The organism is Cellulomonas fimi, from assembly GCF_028527925.1.
Taxonomy (GTDB): Bacteria; Actinomycetota; Actinomycetes; order Actinomycetales; family Cellulomonadaceae; genus Cellulomonas; species Cellulomonas fimi_C.
Genome location: NZ_JAPESW010000033.1, coordinates 24,555 through 40,262, shown reverse-complemented (window position 1 = coordinate 40,262; position 15,708 = coordinate 24,555). Strand labels below are relative to the sequence as shown.

Below are 15,708 nucleotides of genomic sequence, written 5' to 3'. Positions count from 1 at the left end.
CACGGCGGAGAACGAGGGCCTGAGCCGCTGCACCGACGGCGCCGAGGAGCTCGAGGAGTGCGGCCCGGCGCCCGCGATCCGCGGCATCGACACGTGGCTCAACACGCCCGACGGCGCGCCCGTCGACCTGGCCGAGCAGCGCGGCAAGGTCGTGCTGCTCGACTTCTGGGCCTACTCCTGCATCAACTGCCAGCGGTCCGTCCCGCACGTCGTCGCGTGGGACGAGGCGTACCGCGACGCCGGGCTGGTCGTGATCGGCGTGCACACGCCGGAGTACGCGTTCGAGAAGGAGACGCGGAACGTCGTCGACGGGGCCCGCCGGTTCGGCATCGAGTACGCGGTCGCGCAGGACAACGCGTACGCGACGTGGACCGCGTACCGGAACCGGTACTGGCCGGCCGCCTACCTGGTCGACGCCGACGGGCAGGTGCGCCACGTGTCGCAGGGGGAGGGGAACTACGAGGCGACGGAGACGATGATCCGCGAGCTGCTCGTCGCCGCCGACCCGGACGTCGACCTGCCGCCGCGGACGCAGGTCGACGACGCGACGCCGCAGCAGGACGTCACGCCCGAGACGTTCCTGTCGGTCTCGAAGCGCAAGAACGTGGCCGGCGAGTACGTGGAGGGTGAGCACACGTACACGCTGCCGCCCGACCAGGCGCCCGACACCGTCGCGCTCGGCGGCACGTGGACGACCGACTTCCAGGGCGCGAACGCCGGTGCCGACGCCGCGCTGCGGCTGAGCTACCACGCCGCCGTCGTGCAGACCGTGCTCGGCGGGACGGGCGAGGTCGGGTTCGTCGTGCGCGACGCCGACGGGCGCGTGGTCGACCGCGGCACCCTCGACGTGGCCGGCCCGCCGCGGTCCTACCCGGTCGTCGACGGCGACGAGGTCGCGGAGGGGACCGTCGAGCTCGACGTCCCCGAGGGTGTGACGGTCTACTCGTTCACCTTTGGGTGAGGCCCGCCGCGGACGCGGATCAGGGGAGTGACCAGCCACGGCGCGCGGGTTCGTCTGTCAGGGTGGTGGGCATGCGGACCCTCGCGCTGACCTCGACGAGCGCCCTCTGCGCCCTGGCGCTGACCGCCTGCACGGCCGAAGCCGAACCCTCGGCGACGCCCGACCCGGTCGCGTCGGCGTCGACCCGCGCGGCGTCGTCGTCGCCTACCGGCTCCGTCGCGACGGACGTCGCACCCGAGGTGATGCTGACCGAGGCCGCGTGGACGGCCGTCGGTCCGGCGGGCCCGCGCGACGAGTCGACGGGCGCCGTCGACTGGCGCCTGCCGGGTGCGTGCGCCGCCGGCGCCCCGACGGACGCCACGGCGATGCGCACGGTCTCGCAGGGCACGGGTGAGTTCGAGAGTCCCGTCGGTGTGCAGCAGGTCGCCGTGCTCGCGGACGCCGACGCGGCCGTCGCCGAGGCGGAGCGTCTGACCGCCGCGCTCGGCGCGTGCACCGAGGGCGAGCCGCCGACGCGGTACGTCAGCGAGCCGCTCGCGGTGGGCGCGCAGGGTCTCGGGCTGGCGACGGACTACTACGGCGCGTCCGCGTCGGGCTCGTTGGACGACGCGATGGGCACCTACGTCGCGGTGACGCGGCGCGGCAACGCCGTGATGCTCGTCGGGCTGGACGGTGGCGAGGGGACAGTCGGCTCGGCCCGCACGACGGTGTCCGGCCTGGCCCAGCAGGGCTGGGAGCTGCTCTGCCCGTTCGACTCGGCGGGCTGCTGACGGCCGACGACGTCGGCGGCCGGTCCGGGGTCTGCTCGGGGGTTCGGGACGGGTTTCACCCGCGGTCAGGACCTACCGCCCAGCAGGCCGAGTACGGCGTGAGCACGACGGGACTCTGACGCGACCACCTCGCTGGAGCGCGCCCGACGCCCGGCGGGGTCGCGCCGTCCCGGCCGAGCCGCTACGACGCGGGGCGGACGACCGTCAGGCGGAGGGCGGCGCGGGCTCCCGAAGGCACGACGGGCGCTCGCGGGGCGACCGGCGCGACGCGCACGTATGCCTCGCCGAGCGGGGGGCGCGGGTCGGGGTCGCCGGCGTTCGGCCACAGCGCGCACGCGCGCTCGGCCTGGGCGGTGATGGTGAGGGACGGGTTGACGCCGAGGTTCGCGGAGATCGTCGAGCCGTCGAGGACGTGCAGCCCGTCGTAGCCGAAGACGCGGTGGTAGGGGTCGACGACGCCGTCCGCGGCGGTCGTGCCGATGGTGCAGCCGCCGATGAAGTGCGCGGTCATCGGCACGTCGACGATCTCGCCGAGGCTGCTGAACGCGCCGCCGTCGACGTGCGCGGCCATGCGCCGGTAGGCGGCGTTGGCCTGCGGGATCCACGTCGGGTTGGGCTCGCCGTCGCCGGGCGTCGACGTGAGCCGCCAACGACCGAGCCGGGTGCGGCGCGGGGAGACGGTGATCGACGCGTCGCCGGTCTGCATGACGAGCCCGATGACGGTGCGCTGCGACCACGACCCGAGGCCGGTGAGGACGGACGCGGCGCGCGCCGGGTGCCGCGCGACCTGACCGAGCCACCGCACGGGCCGCGGGACGCGTCCGCCGCCGTCGGTGAGCACCGTCGCGAGGAGCCCCATGAGGTTCGACCCGCGCCCGTACCGGACCGGTTCCAGGTGGGTGTGCTCGTCGAGCCAGACGGACGACGTGATGGCGACGCCGCTGTTGAGCGGCTCGCGCCGCCGCCAGCCACGCATGCGTCGAGCCGCGCCGCCGAGCGACTCGGAGTTGGTGCGGGTCAGTGCGCCGAGCCGGTCGGACAGGCGCGGCAGCGTCCCGTCGGCCTTGAGGCGGTGCAGCAGCGACTGCGTGCCCCACGCTCCGGCGGCGACGACGACCTGGTCGGCGACCAGCCGACGGACGGGCCCACGACGCCTGGTCGGCAGCGTCGAGACGGTCCACCCGCCGCCCGGCAGCGGTGAGAGCGACGTGACCGTCGTGTCCGGGACGATCCGCGCGCCGGCCTGCTCGGCGAGCCACAGGTAGTTCGTCTCGAGCGTGTTCTTGGCCCCGTGCCGGCACCCCGTCATGCACTCGCCGCACTCGAGGCAGCCGCGGCGCTCGGGCCCGACGCCGCCGAAGAACGGGTCCGCTACCGGCGCCCCCGGCGGCCCGAACACGACGCCGACGGGCGCCGGCCGGAACGACGACGCCACGCCCAGGTCGCGTGCCGCCGCCAGGACCACCCGGTCCGCGGGCGTGACCGTCGGGTTGTCGACGACCCCGAGCATCCGCCGCGCCTGGTCGTAGTGCGGGGCGAGCTCGTCGCGCCAGTCGGTGATCCCGGCCCACTGCGGGTCGTCCCAGAACGCGGCGGACTCGGGCTCGTAGAGCGTGTTCGCGTAGACGAGCGACCCGCCGCCGACACCCGCCCCGGCGAGGACGACGACGTCGGGCAGCACGTGGATGCGCTGGATGCCGTGGCAGCCGAGGCGCGGTGCCCACAGGAACCGGCGCACGTCCCACGAGGTCCGCGGCAGCGTCTGCGGCGTGAACCGCCGGCCGGCCTCCAGGACGGTGACGCGGTACCCCTTCTCGGAGAGCCGCAGCGCCGCGACCGACCCGCCGAACCCGGATCCCACGACGACGACGTGCGGGCGCGCGTCGCTCCCCGCAGACGTCATCGTCGACCTCCGGCACGCCTCGCCCGCGTCAGTCGCGGACGTCGTGATGATAGGACGCCGCCGACGTCGGGCCGGGGTCAGCGTCCGGCCAGGGCGGGGACGGCCTCGCTCGTCGCGTCGAGCGGGTGCTCGTCGGTCGCCGCGACGAGAGCGCGGACGAGCGGGTGCCACGGGCGGGTCGTCGGGCCGGTGAGCACGAGGTCGCGCGTCAGCGTGGGCGCGAGCGGGGCCATGACGACGCCGTCGGGGAGCAGGCCGCCGCCGAGGCTGGGCATGACGGACACCCCGATGCCCTCGTCGACCATGCGGAGCATCGTCGCCAGCTCGCGCACGCGCTGTCCGGGGGAGAACGGCAGGTCGGCGGTGCGGTGCAGGCGTCGGACCTGGGCCTCGCACCCGCCCCCGGACACGAGCAGGCCGTCGTCGACGAGCTCCGCCAGCGGGATCGGACCGGCGTCGACGAGCGGGTGGTCGGTGCGGACGACGGCACGGAAGTCGTCGCGGGCGACGAGCCGGGCACCGTCCGGCGCCGGGTCCGGGTCGACGAGCACCGCGGCGTCGACGATGCCGCCCTCGAGCCAGTCCGCGAGCTCGTCGTCGTCGCCCTCGAACACGCGCACGTGGACGAGCGGCAGACGGTCGCCCCACGTCCGCAGGAGCGACGGCATGAGGCCCTGGCAGACCGTCGGCACGGCGGCGAGCCGGACGGTCCCGGCCGACCGCGCCGAGGCGTGCTCGGCCGTGAACGCGTCGGCGGACGCGATCGCGGCGCGCGCGTGGGGGAGCAGGCGGGCGCCGAGCGCTGTCGTCACGACCGGCGTCGTGCGCTCGACGAGCCGGCCGCCGGCCTCCTGCTCGAGCGCGGCGACCGCGTGCGAGACGGCGGACTGGCTGACGTCGAGGGTCGCGGCGGCCTCGGTGAACGACGAGCGGTCGACCACAGCGACGAGGACCCGGAGCTGCACGAGCGTGGGCATGAACTGACCGTATCGCGGCATGAACCAGATGCGTTTGCCTCATGTCAGAGGTCTCGGCCACGGTGGTGCACGTGACCCGGGACCGGACGATCGTCGTCTACTACCTCGCCGCCGCCCTGGTGTGGGGCGCGAGCTTCCTGTTCATCAAGGTGGGGCTCGACGAGGGGCTGAGTCCGGCGCAGGTCGTGCTGGCGCGGCTGACGCTGGGGGCGGCCGCGCTGCTCGTCGCGATGCTCGTGCTGCGGCGGCGCTGGCCGCGCGGTGCGCGGACGTGGGGGCACCTCGCGGTCCTCGGCGTCGTCCTGTGCGTCGTGCCGTTCCTGCTCTTCTCGTGGGCCGGGCTGCACCTGACGTCGGGGCTCGAGAGCATCCTCAACGCGACGACGCCGCTCATGACCGCCGCATGGGCGGCGGCGCTGCTGCCCACCGAGCGGCTGGTCGCCCGGCAGCGCGTCGGCCTGCTCGTCGGCATCGTCGGCGTGGTGGTGGTCGTCGCGCCGTGGACCTGGCGCGCGGGTGGCGTGTCCGCGAGCGTCCCGGCCGTGCTGGCATGCCTCGGGGCGACGGCGAGCTACGGGATCGGCACGACCTACCTGCGCCGGTTCGTCACGCCGCTGGGCCTGCCGCCCGAGTCGGTCGCGGCGGGGCAGATCGGCGCCGGGGCGCTCATGGTGCTGGCCGCGTCGCCGTTCGTAGTGCCGGCGAGCGCGCTGGGCACGCTCGACGTGTCGTGGTCGCTGGTCGGCGCGATGGTCGCGCTCGGCGCGCTGGGCACCGGCGCGGCGTACGTGTGGTTCAACCGGATCGTCGACGCGTGGGGCGCGCAGCGCGCGTCGACGGTCACGTACCTCACCCCGCTCGTCGGGGTGGTGCTGGGCGCGCTCGTCCTGGGCGAGCGGGTGCACTGGTACGAGCCGGTCGGTGGGGTGCTGGTCGTGCTCGGCGTGGTGGTGGCGCAGCGGGCGAAGCGGGCGCCGGTCGTCGACGCCGCGCCGCGTGACGCGCTCGGCACGCGGTCGGCCTGAGGTCGGCTGACGGGACCTCACGGGGTTCTCGACCTCGCTGTGTTTGGTCGTGCGAGCGTCCGGGTGCACCATGGACGGCGATCTGCGTCGTGGGACCAGCCCGCGACCGCGAGCACGGAGTGCATCTCGATGCAGCAGGGAAGCGAGGCGGCCGTCCTGGCCTCCTCAGGCGCGGGCCCGACGCCCGCCCCGCACGCCTGACGCCTCACGGCGACGACCCGTCCGGACCCGGTCCGCGCGGGTCTCTCGGTGCACCCCGGCGGGCCGTCTCCCTGACCCGTACCGTCCCCGGCCCTCGATGGTCCGGCGACGGTTCCTGCCGCACGAGAGCCGAGACCCATGCTTCCCCTGACCGAACAGCAGATCCGCACGTCCTTCGTGAACTGCTCGCGCCGCGAGGCGCAGCAGCTCACCCTCCCGTCCGACCTGGCCGACCTGCGCTGGGACCGCCTCGACTACCTGGGGTGGATCGACCGCAAGGCGCCGCTGCGCTCCTACGTGGTCGTGCCCGTCGACGACCGGCTGGTCGGCGTGGCCCTGCGTGCCCCCGAGGTCGCGTCGCGCCGTCGTGCCGTGTGCGCGTGGTGCGAGGACGTCTACGCGACCGACGACGTGTCGATGTACGTCGCCCGCCGGGCCGGCGCGGCCGGTCGCAACGGCGACACCCTCGGCACGCTCGTGTGCACGGACTTCGCGTGCTCGCAGAACGTGCGCCGCAAGCCGACGCTCGTCGAGGCGGGCCAGGACCCGGCGGGTGTCGTGCAGCGGCGCATCGAGACGCTGCGCGAGCACTCCGCGCGGTTCGTCCGCGAGGTGCTGCGCGGGTCCTGACGCGAGGCGGTGCGGCGTCGGCGTGCCCGGCGCCGCACCGCGTCCGCGAGGTCCCGGACGGTCAGACGTCCACGGGTGCGGCCAGCGCGGCGTCGACGACCGCGCTCACGAAGGCGTCGTCGATGCGTCCACCCGTGACCCAGCGACGGTGGAACAGCGGGCCGGTCACCAGGTCGACGACGAGCGCGGGGTCGGTCCCCGCCGGCAGCTCGCCGCGTGCGATCCCCCGCCGGACGACCGTGAGCACGGGCGCGTGCCGCGTCGCCGCCTCCCGGCGGTGCAGCTCGGCGAAGCGGGCGTCACGCTCTGCGGCGTCGATCAGGGCGGGCATCAGCCGCGCGGCGGGGCTGACGGTGAGCGCGGCCGCCAACCCCGTCAGCAGGACCCGCAGGTCGTCGCGGAGGGATCCGGTGTCGGGGGGTGCGGGTGCGTCGAGCAGCGAGCCGAACGCGTCGAGGACGAGGGACGGCTGGTCGGCCCACTGCCGGTAGATGGTCGTCTTCGCGACGCCGGTGTGCTCGGCGACGGCGTCGATGGTCGTGCCCGCGATGCCGCGCTCGATCAGGAGCTCGACCGTGCCGGCGAGGACGCGTGCGCGCGAGCGGGCGACCCGCGGGTCCTGGCGGACGGGCTGGTCCGGCGTCACCGCGGCGCCCACACGTCGCGGTGGTCGTGCACGTACTGCTCGAGCGTGCGGCCGGGGCGCCCCAGCAGGCGCTCGAGCGTGGGGTCGACCGTCTCGGCCTGGCCGCGGCGCAGACCGGTGTGCAGCACGGTCTGGACGACGGCCTGGGCGAACGGCCTGCCCTGGCGGCGGACGTGCCGCAGGTAGCGCAGAGCGCTCGTCGGCTCGTACGTGACGGGCCGTCCGAGCTCGCGCGTGAGGATCGCGGCGACCTCGTCGAAGCCGAGCGCCCGCGGGCCGGTCAGCACGTAGCCGGCGCCGCGGTGCGCGTCGGGATCGGCGAGGACGACCGCCACGACGTCGCCCACGTCGCGCACGTCGACGAACGCCGCGGTGCCGTCGGCCGCGGGCAGCAGGATGCGGCTGTCGGCGACGATGTCGTCGCGGTAGGCGTCGGCGAGGTTCTGCGCGAAGAACCCGGGCCGCAGGATCGTCCAGGGGAGCCCGGACGCCTGCAGGTGGGTCTCGACGCGGTGGTGCGGCACGACGCGGTTGCGGTCGGCGCCCGTCACGGAGGAGAACACGACGTGGTCCACGCCTTCCTCGGCCGCGATGTCGAGCAGGGCGTTCAACGTCGGGCCGACGCGGGCGATCGCGGGCGGGCGGACGAGGAACAGCGCGCCTGCGCCGCGCACCGCGGGCGCGAAGGTCGACGGGTCGAGCAGGTCGAGGCGGACGGTCTCGACCCCCGGAGGCGTGGTGAGCCGCCGCGGGTCGGTCGCGGCCGCGCGGACGGGCACGCCGTCGCGCGTGAGCGAGCGCACGACCGCGCCGCCGACGTTGCCGCCGGCGCCCACGACGAGCACGGGCGCGGTCATGAGCCCGGGTCCTCGACGCGCAGGAGGACGACGGCCAGGTGGTCGCGCACGACGGCCTCGACGAGCTCGTCCCGGGTGGGGGTGCGGCCCACGTTGACGCGGACGCCGAGCTGTCGCACGGCGCGGCGGGGACCGACCTCGTCGATCAGCCGGGCGTACACCGCGGCGACCGCGGTCGGCTCCTCGACGAGCTCCGCGGCGGCCGGGCGCCGGACCCCGCGCAGCGTGACCTCGACGTCGGTGCGGTCGCGGAGGTTGAGCCGCCACGTCGAGCTGGTCAGGACGAGCAGCCGTCCGTCGGGCTGCGGGCGGTAGGCGACCGGGACGTCGATCACGCGTCCGGTGCGGCGACCCCGCACGTGCAGGATCAGGAGGTGCGCGCCGATGCGCCGTGACCGTCGGGGCGACGAGAGCATCCATCGCACCGAGCGGTTCCACAGGTCGAACGGGGCCGCGGGCGGGCGTACGCGCTCGACGGCACGGGGTGCGGGCGTGGTCATGGGCCCAGGATACGCTACGGAGTCGTAGCGAAGGCCTCGGGTGACGACGCGCGGTGGCAGGCGGCGAGGAGGGTCTCCATGCCGACGCGGATCTCGTCGATCGACTCCCGGGTCAGCCCGAGGCGGTCGACCATCGCGGCGGGGATGCCCACGGCGTCGGCCCGCATCGCCCGGCCCTCGTCGGTGAGCGCGATGACGAGCTGGCGCTCGTCGCCGCCCGCGCGCGTCTTCGTCACCAGGCCCAGCGACTCCAGCCGCTTGACCAGCGGGGACGTGGTCGCGGGCTCGAGCTGCAGGACGGCGGCGAGCTGCTTGAGCGAGAGGTCGCCGTGCTGCCAGAGCGCGAGCATCGCCAGGTACTGCGGGTGCGTGAGACCGAGCGGCTCGAGCAGCGACCGGTAGACGCCGACGAGCGCCCGGGCGGCGGCGGACGTGGCGAGGCAGAGCTGCGCCTCCAGGGCGAGGGGGTCGGTGTCCGAGGCGTCGGTCACGGTGGTCGGCATGCGAGCATCCTAGTGATAAGTTCGTGCACGAATCATCCGCGCACGAATGGACTCCACGATGGGCTTCGCCGACCGGTTCGACGCGCTGAACAACCACGTGACGCTGTTCTTCCTGCGCTTCGTCGGCCCGCCCTCGGTCGGCTCGCCGGACGGCCACGGCCGCGCCCTCAGCGAGGACGAGCGCGCCCGGGAGGTCGAGATGCGGCAGTCGTTCGAGCGCGTCACCGGCCACGACGGCCGCCCGTACCTGGTCGAACGCCCCTCGGCGGACGGCTGACGCACGCGGTCCGCGGGAGGCGCTCGGTAGCCGACGGCGCTGCGACCGTCCGGCCGGCCGGGGCCGGACCGGTCTCATGGCAGCGGGTCCGTCGCCCAGGGGTAGGACGGCTGGGCGCCGAGGCGCGTGACGGAGGCGGCCGCGACGCGCGTCGCGAACCGTGCGGCGTCGCGCAGCGGGTCGCCCGCGGCGAGCGCGGCGGCGAGGGCCCCGACGAACGCGTCGCCCGCACCGGTGGTGTCGCGGACCTCGACGGGCACGGCGGGCCACGACCACGCGGCACCGTGCTCATGGCCGACCACGCCCGACGCGCCGAGCGTCACGACGACCGACGCCGCGCCCCTCCCGGCGAGCTCGGCGGCGGCGCCCTGCGCAGCCTCGACCCCGGCGTCGAGCGGGTGGCCGAGCAGGAGGGCGGCCTCGTGCTCGTTGACGACGAGCGGGTCGGCGAGCCGCACGACGTCGTCGCGCAGCGCGGTCGCGGGGGCGACGTTGAGCAGCACCCGCACCCCGGCGTCGTGGGCGAGGCGGGCGGCGTGCGCGACCGTCCCGAGCGGGATCTCCGCCTGCAGCACGCACACGCGCGCACCGGTCAGCACCGCGTCCGCCGCGTCGACGGACGCCGGGGTCACCGCGGCGTTGGCGCCGGGCACCACGACGATCGAGTTCTCGCCGTCGCCCGCGAGCGTCACGACGGCCAGGCCGGTGGGGCCGTCGACGGTCCGCACGTGCGTGAGATCGACGCCGGCGGACGTCAGCAGGTCGAGCGCGACGGCGGCGTGCGCGTCGGTGCCGACGGCTCCGACCATCGCGACGGACGCCCCGAGCCGGGCGGCGGCGACCGCCTGGTTCGCGCCCTTGCCGCCGGGCAGCGTCACCGCGTCCTGGCCCAGCACCGTCTCCCCGGGGAGCGGGCGCCGGTCGACCTGCAGCACGAGGTCGGCGTTGACCGACCCGACAACCACGACGTCGTGACCCATGGCGCCTCCTCCTGCCCGACGGGGACATCGTCGCCGCGACGCCCGCCCGGTGTCGCGGCGCGTTCGCCGTCCCCCTGCGGTTGCGTGCGCGACAGGGCCGCCGCACCGTGGGTCTCAGTCCAGCAGCGGTCGTCGAGGCGCCGTTGCGCCGAGGCGGCGACGGGCACACCCGGACGGCGCACGGCGTCGGCACACGATCGAGTGACCTGGGCCGATTCGAGGTGAGTCATCCCAGGACTTCTCGGGATGCTCGGAGGATGGACATGCGGGTCGAGGTCACGAACGCGGACGTCGCCGCGGCCAAGCGCGCCTGGCAGCGCGCCGTCGACAACGGTGAGAGCGAGGTCCGCACGCGCCTGCTGTACGACAGCCTGCGCCGGGTCATCAACGCGCAGGCGCAGCAGATGGCGGACGACTTCCGCGCGAAGCGCGCGAGCTGACGCCCGCCGAGGGCGCGCCGCTCCGACGGCGCGAGGACCCGGTGGGTCGCAGGCAGCCACGGCCCGCGACCCACCGGACCTGTCACGGGTAGGACGTGACGAACGACGGGGTCCCCGTGTTCGTGTTGTCCACCTGACCGCCCACGCCGTTCACCACGTGGCGGATGGTGCCCGCGCTGAGGTTCACGGTCATGACGTGCTCGAGCGTCACGCCCGGACGCTGCGGCACCTCGAACCCGTTCTCGGTGACGATCGACGGGTTGTTCTGGTTGAACACGTAGACGCCCGCGCCCCAGAGCTGGTGCGTCTTCACCTTGTCGCCCACCTTGTACCCGGCCCACCCGAGGGTGCCGTCGGGCTCGGTCCAGTCGGCCTGCGTCGGCGGGTCGTACGGCAGCTCGTTCTGGTACAGCACGACGCGTCCGCGCTCGCCGTTCCAGATCGTGTTGTGCTGCTGGAAGTGCTCGACGAACAGGCCGGTCGCGGTGACGTCGTCGCCGTTCACGACGACGCCGTTGCGGCCGATGTTGGTGCGCCACCGCTGGGTGTCGCCGTTCACGCCCTCGGTGAAGCCCTCGACGCCGTGGTCGGCGCGCCACACCCAGGTGTGGTCGACGAGGACGTCGTCGGCGTTGATCTCGAGCGCGACGTCAGTGCTGCCCTTGTGCGGGCCGCCGACGCGGAAGTAGACGTCGCTGAGCGTGATCGGGTCGCGGCGGCTCTTGGTGCCCCAGTCGGGCGCGTGCCGGTGGTCGAGGCCGACCTTGAGCAGCACGGGCGACTTCGTCGGGCCCGCGTCGATGGTGACGCCGGCGACGACGATGCCGGGCACGTCGGCGACGAACAGCGGGATCGCCCCACGGGCGGAGGTGAGCGTCGCGTGGCCGGTGCCGAGCACGACCGTGCCGGGCCGCCAGACGGCGATCGTCGACGCGACGTCGTAGACGCCGGGCGTGAGCAGCAGGTGCTTGCCGCGCGCGAGCTGCGCGTTGATCTTGAGCACCGAGTCGCCGGGCTTGGCGACGTAGAAGTCGCGCAGCGGGATGGAGCGGCCGGGCGTCGTGCCGTTCGCCCAGGTGATGCCGCGCGTGCCCTCGGCGGCCGACGGGACGCGGACCTGCCACGTGCCGCGCGCGTCGACGTAGAGGTACGGCTTCTCCCGGCTGACGGGCGTGGTGTCGAGCGTCGTGTACGGCGGGTCGGGGAACGTCGCGTCGGCGGGGGCACCCTCGACGCCGGAGAACACCTGGTTCCAGACGGCGTTGGACCAGCTCCGCACGGAGCTGTTGCGGGTGAGCCACTGCTGCTGCGACCCGTTGACGACGTCGCCGAACCTCGAGTCGGCGATGAACCCGCCGCTCGCGTACTGCGGGCCGGCGGTGCAGTAGTCCATGAGCGAGAAGCCCGGGTCGCCCTCGTTCGCGAGGACGTTGAGCCGACGCACCGAGACGGCCTGGGACACGGCCCAGAAGTTCGCCGACGCGCGGCAGCCGTCCTGGCCGGCGCCGTCGATGTCGAGCGTGAGGTTGGACAGCGTGCGCCAGAAGTTGACCAGCGCGATGCAGTTGGGGTTCGCGGGGTCGTCGGACAGGCAGCGGTTGTACGTCTCGATCTTGCCGTGCACGACGACGTCCGTCGGCGACGCCCCGAGACCGGCGACCTCGGTGTAGTAGCCGACCTTCATCTGCAGCGGCTGCGTGGCGGTGCCGTACTCGCCGGGCTTGAACAGCAGCGACCAGCGGTCGGTGCCCATCTCGGCGTCGACCTGCTGGGCGTGGATCTGGTCGACCTTCGCCTGGATGTCGGCGACGGGCATGCTCGGGTCGAAGACGACGACGTTCGGGCCGAGGTCCGGGGTGGAGGGCGCGCTGCCGCCGTGGGCGGTGGCGGGTGCGGCGGCCGTCGCGGCGAGCGCGAGGGCGAGGGTCGCGATCAGCGGGGCGCGACGACGTCGTCGTGACCGGCTGCTCGCAGGGACGTGCGGGTCCATGCGGGGTTCCTCTCCGTCGAGGGTGGACACACGGGAGGAAACCACACTTACCGACCTGTTAGTAAGAGTCAGGTGAAACGTGTCCACGACGCGCGTCTCCGGGAGGTGACCGGGACGGCGTAGAGCCCGTCCCACGCCGCGCCGGACCGCTGCCGCCGGTCCGTCCCCGCGAGAGGCGCCCCGAGCGGGCCGACGGTAGTGTCGACGGATCGGCGTCTCCGCCGGACCTCGGGGGTTCGGACCCAGCCTCTTCCCTGTGTCGCGGTGATGCCGCGTGGAGGACCCATGCCCGTGCACGCAGCCGAAGCAGTCGGGCGCTACACCTACGCCGCCGACGGCGGCTGGTGGTGGTCCGAGACCATGCACGCGACGTACGGCCCGGACGCGTCACCCGTCGACGGGCCCGAGACCCCGGGGGTGGAGCGGCTCCTCCACCGCGTCCCGGAGGACGACCACGCCCGGGTCCGCGACGCGTTCACCGCGTGCGTGAGCGACGGCACGTCGTTCGCGGTCTCCCACCGCGTCCACGGGCCCGAGGGCGGCCGGCGGCGCGTCACCCTCACGGGATCCCGTGAGCGCACCGACGACGGGCGGCCCCGCGTCGGCGGGTTCGTGCTCGACGTCGAGGAGGCCGTCGCCGCCGCCGCGAAGCGCGACGCGCAGCTGCAGCTCGGCACCGCGCTCGCGTCGCACGCGCTCATCGACCAGGCCAAGGGCGCGCTCATGCTCGTCTACGGGATCGAGGAGCAGGAGGCGTTCGACCTGCTGCGCTGGAGCTCGATGCGGCTCAACGTGAAGCTCGCGCTGCTCGCCCAGCGGGTCGTCGCCGTGGTCCGGGACGCCGAGGGGCTCGCACCGTCGGCGCGCGACGCGCTCGAGCGTGCGCTGCACGAGCCGGCCGCCGAGCCCCGCCGACGCGTCGACCGTGGCGAGGTGACCACGACGCCGTACGGGCCGCACGGCCCCGTCGTCACGGTCACGGGCCGGGTCGACCTGCGCGTGGCGCGACAGCTCGCGGAGGCGATCACCGCGACGTGGTCGGAGGCGCGGGGCCAGGGCGGTCTGGTCGTCGACCTCGAGCGCACCGCGGAGGTCGGCGCGGCGGCTCGGCACCTGCTCGCCGGCACGGTCCGGCGGGCCGAGTCGGACCGGCTCCGCGTGCGGGTCGTCGTCCCGGTCGGCGACCCGGCGCGGCTGGTCGGGGTGGTGCCCGCACGCGTCGTGCGGGTCGGGAGCGACGAGGAGGCGGTGAGACGCCGGCACGGTGTCGCCACCGCACGGTGAGCAGAGCACGACGGGACCTCGCGGGGGCGGAGGTGGGGACGATGGACGAGGCGGTGCGCACCGTCCGGTGGGACGGCGGCTGGGTGACGCTCGTCGGACGTCGCGTCGAGGGCGAGCCGACGTCCGACGCGTGGCACGCGATCGCGCGCGGTCGGCGCACGGCGCGCCGGCTCGGGCGGCCGCACCTCATCGACCTCCCGGACGAGACGGTCGTCGAGCGCGTGAGCGAGCTCGAGGACGCGCCGCAGCAGGCACCGTGGTCGGCGTCGCTCACGGATCCCGTCGCGCCCGAGCGGTCCCCCGGCGCCGGCGAGCGGGCGGAGCGGGCGCGTCGGCGTCTCGCCGAGCTGCGCGAGGGCCGGCCGAGCTCGCTCGAGCACGTCGACGACGCGGCGGTTGCGGCACGGGACGCCCAGCGGGAGGCGGCGGTCGCGCGCGCCCGGTCCGGCGAGGTGCTCGAGCGGGCCGCGCTCGCGCACGAGGCCGCGGCCGACGTGCACGAGCGGCTGGCGCGCCTCGGCTCGGACCCGGGACGCCACCGGCAGCGCGCGCAGGACCACCGCAGGGCCGCGGAGGAGGACTGGCGTCGGAGCCGTGAGGTGCTCGAGCGTCGGCCGGGCGTGGCGCGGGAGCAGGCGACGCAGTGACGACCGACGCCACGCCGGTGCCGACGAACGGCTCGCACGCGCACCCGGTGCGCGACCTCGTGGTCGTCGGGGCGTCCGCGGGCGGCGTCGAGGCGCTGCGCAAGCTCGTCGCGGGCCTCCCGCACGACTTCGCGGCCGCCGTCGTGGTGGTGCTGCACATCCCCGCGTCGAGCCGCAGCGCGCTCGCGTCGATCCTCGAGCGTGCGGGGCCCCTGCCGGCGCGGCAGGCGCGCGAGGGCGACCGCCTCGAGCCGGGGCACATCCTCGTCGCGCCGCCCGACCGGCACGTGATCGTCGCGGACGGCACGGTCACCCTGTCGCGCGGCCCGCACGAGAACGGCCACCGACCGGCCGTGGACGTCCTGTTCCGCTCGGCCGCGCGTGCCGCCGGACCGCGCGTCGTGGGCGTCGTCCTGTCGGGGACGCTCGACGACGGGACGGCCGGGCTCGTCGCGATCCGGGCACGCGGCGGGATGTGCGTCGTGCAGGACCCGGACGACGCGACCTACGCGGGCATGCCCCAGGCGGCGATGGAGGGCGACTCGCCCGACGCGGTCCTGCCCGTGGACCAGATCGCGGTGCTCCTGCGGGAGGTCGCGGGCACGCGTCCGGCCACGGTGCCGGACGACGCGTCGGCGCTGATGGACATGGAGGTCGCGATGGCCGTCCCCGAGGACGACGCCCTGAGCGCACCCGACCGGCCCGGCGTCCCGTCCGGGTTCGCGTGCCCGGACTGCCACGGCGTCCTGTTCGAGATCGACGAGGGCACGATGCGCCGGTTCCGCTGCCGCGTCGGGCACGCGTGGTCCCCGCACAGCCTCGCCGCGCAGCAGGCGGCCGCGGTCGAGGGCGCGCTGTGGACGGCGCTGCGCGCGCTCGAGGAGAAGGCGGCGCTGTCGGACCGCATGGCCCGCAACGCCACGTCGCGCGGCCACGCGATGACGGCCCGCACGTTCGCGGAACAGGCGATGGAGGCGCGCGAGTCCGCGCTCGCCCTGCGCGACCTGGTCGAACGCACCGCCGGGCTGGTCCCCGAACCCGGCCTGAGCGCAGCCGAGGCGCCCGCTGCCGACAGCGCGCAGGCACTACCGTGAGTGACGCACCAGCCCTCGGGGCG

Annotated in this window: 17 protein-coding genes; 9 read left to right on the top strand and 8 right to left on the bottom strand. The window is 75.1% G+C overall.

Features of this window, described 5'->3' with window-relative positions:
* Together OMK64_RS14645 and OMK64_RS14640 are read left to right on the top strand one after the other, a co-directional pair.
* The coding region (locus OMK64_RS14645) for a redoxin domain-containing protein (RefSeq protein WP_272729102.1) at nucleotides 1-961 on the top strand (961 nt) is incomplete at its 5' end.
* Nucleotides 962-1,032: 71 nt separating this feature from the next.
* A complete protein-coding gene (locus tag OMK64_RS14640; RefSeq protein WP_272729101.1) occupies nucleotides 1,033-1,731 on the top strand; it encodes a hypothetical protein in 699 nt (232 codons plus the stop codon).
* 181 nt (nucleotides 1,732-1,912) lie between these two features.
* Here OMK64_RS14640 and OMK64_RS14635 read toward each other — a convergent pair whose 3' ends face one another.
* Nucleotides 1,913-3,634, bottom strand: coding sequence for a GMC family oxidoreductase (locus OMK64_RS14635; RefSeq protein WP_272729100.1), 1,722 nt, complete (start codon nucleotides 3,632-3,634; stop codon nucleotides 1,913-1,915).
* 77 nt (nucleotides 3,635-3,711) lie between these two features.
* A complete protein-coding gene (locus tag OMK64_RS14630) occupies nucleotides 3,712-4,611 on the bottom strand; it encodes a LysR family transcriptional regulator (protein WP_272729099.1) in 900 nt (299 codons plus the stop codon).
* Nucleotides 4,612-4,682: 71 nt separating this feature from the next.
* Here OMK64_RS14630 and OMK64_RS14625 point away from each other — a divergent pair, with 71 nt between their 5' ends.
* Nucleotides 4,683-5,636 (top strand): DMT family transporter, encoded by a 954-nt coding sequence (locus tag OMK64_RS14625; RefSeq protein WP_272729098.1) that lies wholly within the window; start codon nucleotides 4,683-4,685, stop codon nucleotides 5,634-5,636.
* 339 nt (nucleotides 5,637-5,975) lie between these two features.
* Complete coding sequence (locus tag OMK64_RS14620; RefSeq protein WP_272729097.1) at nucleotides 5,976-6,467, top strand: FBP domain-containing protein; 492 nt, start codon at nucleotides 5,976-5,978, stop codon at nucleotides 6,465-6,467.
* Between the two features lie 61 nt (nucleotides 6,468-6,528).
* Here the strand turns inward: OMK64_RS14620 and OMK64_RS21130 are convergent, their stop codons facing one another.
* The 4 genes from OMK64_RS21130 to OMK64_RS14600 are packed head-to-tail and all read right to left on the bottom strand — an operon-like array spanning nucleotide 6,529 to nucleotide 8,973.
* Nucleotides 6,529-7,113, bottom strand: coding sequence for a TetR/AcrR family transcriptional regulator (locus OMK64_RS21130; protein WP_272729096.1), 585 nt, complete (start codon nucleotides 7,111-7,113; stop codon nucleotides 6,529-6,531).
* On the bottom strand, nucleotides 7,110-7,970 hold the full coding sequence (locus tag OMK64_RS14610; RefSeq protein ID WP_272729095.1) for an NmrA family NAD(P)-binding protein: 861 nt from the start codon (nucleotides 7,968-7,970) through the stop codon (nucleotides 7,110-7,112). Before OMK64_RS14610 ends, OMK64_RS21130 begins: the two co-directional genes overlap by 4 nt.
* The gene (locus OMK64_RS14605; RefSeq protein ID WP_272729094.1) at nucleotides 7,967-8,470 is read right to left on the bottom strand and encodes a nitroreductase/quinone reductase family protein; all 504 of its coding nucleotides are present in this window, start codon (nucleotides 8,468-8,470) and stop codon (nucleotides 7,967-7,969) included. Before OMK64_RS14605 ends, OMK64_RS14610 begins: the two co-directional genes overlap by 4 nt.
* A gap of 14 nt (nucleotides 8,471-8,484) precedes the next feature.
* Nucleotides 8,485-8,973 carry a MarR family winged helix-turn-helix transcriptional regulator gene (locus OMK64_RS14600; RefSeq protein ID WP_272729093.1) on the bottom strand — a complete coding sequence of 163 codons (489 nt, stop codon included), beginning with the start codon at nucleotides 8,971-8,973 and terminating at the stop codon, nucleotides 8,485-8,487.
* Nucleotides 8,974-9,019: 46 nt separating this feature from the next.
* Here OMK64_RS14600 and OMK64_RS14595 point away from each other — a divergent pair, with 46 nt between their 5' ends.
* A complete protein-coding gene (locus tag OMK64_RS14595; protein WP_272729092.1) occupies nucleotides 9,020-9,250 on the top strand; it encodes a hypothetical protein in 231 nt (76 codons plus the stop codon).
* 74 nt (nucleotides 9,251-9,324) lie between these two features.
* On the opposite strand, the gene rbsK is transcribed toward OMK64_RS14595, so the two are convergent.
* Entirely contained in the window at nucleotides 9,325-10,230 is a 906-nt protein-coding gene (gene rbsK / locus OMK64_RS14590) for a ribokinase (RefSeq protein ID WP_272729091.1), read from the bottom strand.
* 257 nt (nucleotides 10,231-10,487) lie between these two features.
* Here rbsK and OMK64_RS14585 point away from each other — a divergent pair, with 257 nt between their 5' ends.
* Nucleotides 10,488-10,670, top strand: a complete 183-nt coding sequence (locus tag OMK64_RS14585; protein WP_272729090.1) for a hypothetical protein — start codon at nucleotides 10,488-10,490, stop codon at nucleotides 10,668-10,670.
* An 82-nt stretch (nucleotides 10,671-10,752) separates the two neighbouring features.
* Here the strand turns inward: OMK64_RS14585 and OMK64_RS14580 are convergent, their stop codons facing one another.
* Complete coding sequence (locus OMK64_RS14580; protein ID WP_272729089.1) at nucleotides 10,753-12,660, bottom strand: pectate lyase-like domain-containing protein; 1,908 nt, start codon at nucleotides 12,658-12,660, stop codon at nucleotides 10,753-10,755.
* A gap of 285 nt (nucleotides 12,661-12,945) precedes the next feature.
* On the opposite strand from OMK64_RS14580, the gene OMK64_RS14575 reads away from it, so the two are divergent.
* The 3 genes from OMK64_RS14575 to OMK64_RS14565 are packed head-to-tail and all read left to right on the top strand — an operon-like array spanning nucleotide 12,946 to nucleotide 15,685.
* Nucleotides 12,946-13,944 (top strand): ANTAR domain-containing protein, encoded by a 999-nt coding sequence (locus OMK64_RS14575; protein WP_272729088.1) that lies wholly within the window; start codon nucleotides 12,946-12,948, stop codon nucleotides 13,942-13,944.
* Nucleotides 13,945-13,985: 41 nt separating this feature from the next.
* Nucleotides 13,986-14,591: a hypothetical protein gene (locus tag OMK64_RS14570; protein ID WP_272729087.1), complete on the top strand. Its 606-nt coding sequence runs from the start codon at nucleotides 13,986-13,988 to the stop codon at nucleotides 14,589-14,591.
* On the top strand, nucleotides 14,588-15,685 hold the full coding sequence (locus OMK64_RS14565; protein ID WP_272729086.1) for a chemotaxis protein CheB: 1,098 nt from the start codon (nucleotides 14,588-14,590) through the stop codon (nucleotides 15,683-15,685). Before OMK64_RS14570 ends, OMK64_RS14565 begins: the two co-directional genes overlap by 4 nt.
* The last annotated feature ends 23 nt before the right edge of the window (nucleotides 15,686-15,708 follow it).

Coding starts and splice junctions, on each gene's coding strand:
- OMK64_RS14635 (WP_272729100.1), bottom strand. CDS start 3,634: ATGACGTCTGCGGGGAGCGACGCGCGCCCGCACGTCGTCGTCGTGGGA.
- rbsK (WP_272729091.1), bottom strand. CDS start 10,230: ATGGGTCACGACGTCGTGGTTGTCGGGTCGGTCAACGCCGACCTCGTG.
- OMK64_RS14610 (WP_272729095.1), bottom strand. CDS start 7,970: ATGACCGCGCCCGTGCTCGTCGTGGGCGCCGGCGGCAACGTCGGCGGC.
- OMK64_RS14570 (WP_272729087.1), top strand. CDS start 13,986: ATGGACGAGGCGGTGCGCACCGTCCGGTGGGACGGCGGCTGGGTGACG.
- OMK64_RS14630 (WP_272729099.1), bottom strand. CDS start 4,611: ATGCCCACGCTCGTGCAGCTCCGGGTCCTCGTCGCTGTGGTCGACCGC.
- OMK64_RS14585 (WP_272729090.1), top strand. CDS start 10,488: ATGGACATGCGGGTCGAGGTCACGAACGCGGACGTCGCCGCGGCCAAG.
- OMK64_RS14580 (WP_272729089.1), bottom strand. CDS start 12,660: ATGGACCCGCACGTCCCTGCGAGCAGCCGGTCACGACGACGTCGTCGC.
- OMK64_RS14595 (WP_272729092.1), top strand. CDS start 9,020: ATGGACTCCACGATGGGCTTCGCCGACCGGTTCGACGCGCTGAACAAC.
- OMK64_RS14640 (WP_272729101.1), top strand. CDS start 1,033: ATGCGGACCCTCGCGCTGACCTCGACGAGCGCCCTCTGCGCCCTGGCG.
- OMK64_RS14600 (WP_272729093.1), bottom strand. CDS start 8,973: ATGCCGACCACCGTGACCGACGCCTCGGACACCGACCCCCTCGCCCTG.
- OMK64_RS14605 (WP_272729094.1), bottom strand. CDS start 8,470: ATGACCACGCCCGCACCCCGTGCCGTCGAGCGCGTACGCCCGCCCGCG.
- OMK64_RS14620 (WP_272729097.1), top strand. CDS start 5,976: ATGCTTCCCCTGACCGAACAGCAGATCCGCACGTCCTTCGTGAACTGC.
- OMK64_RS14575 (WP_272729088.1), top strand. CDS start 12,946: ATGCCCGTGCACGCAGCCGAAGCAGTCGGGCGCTACACCTACGCCGCC.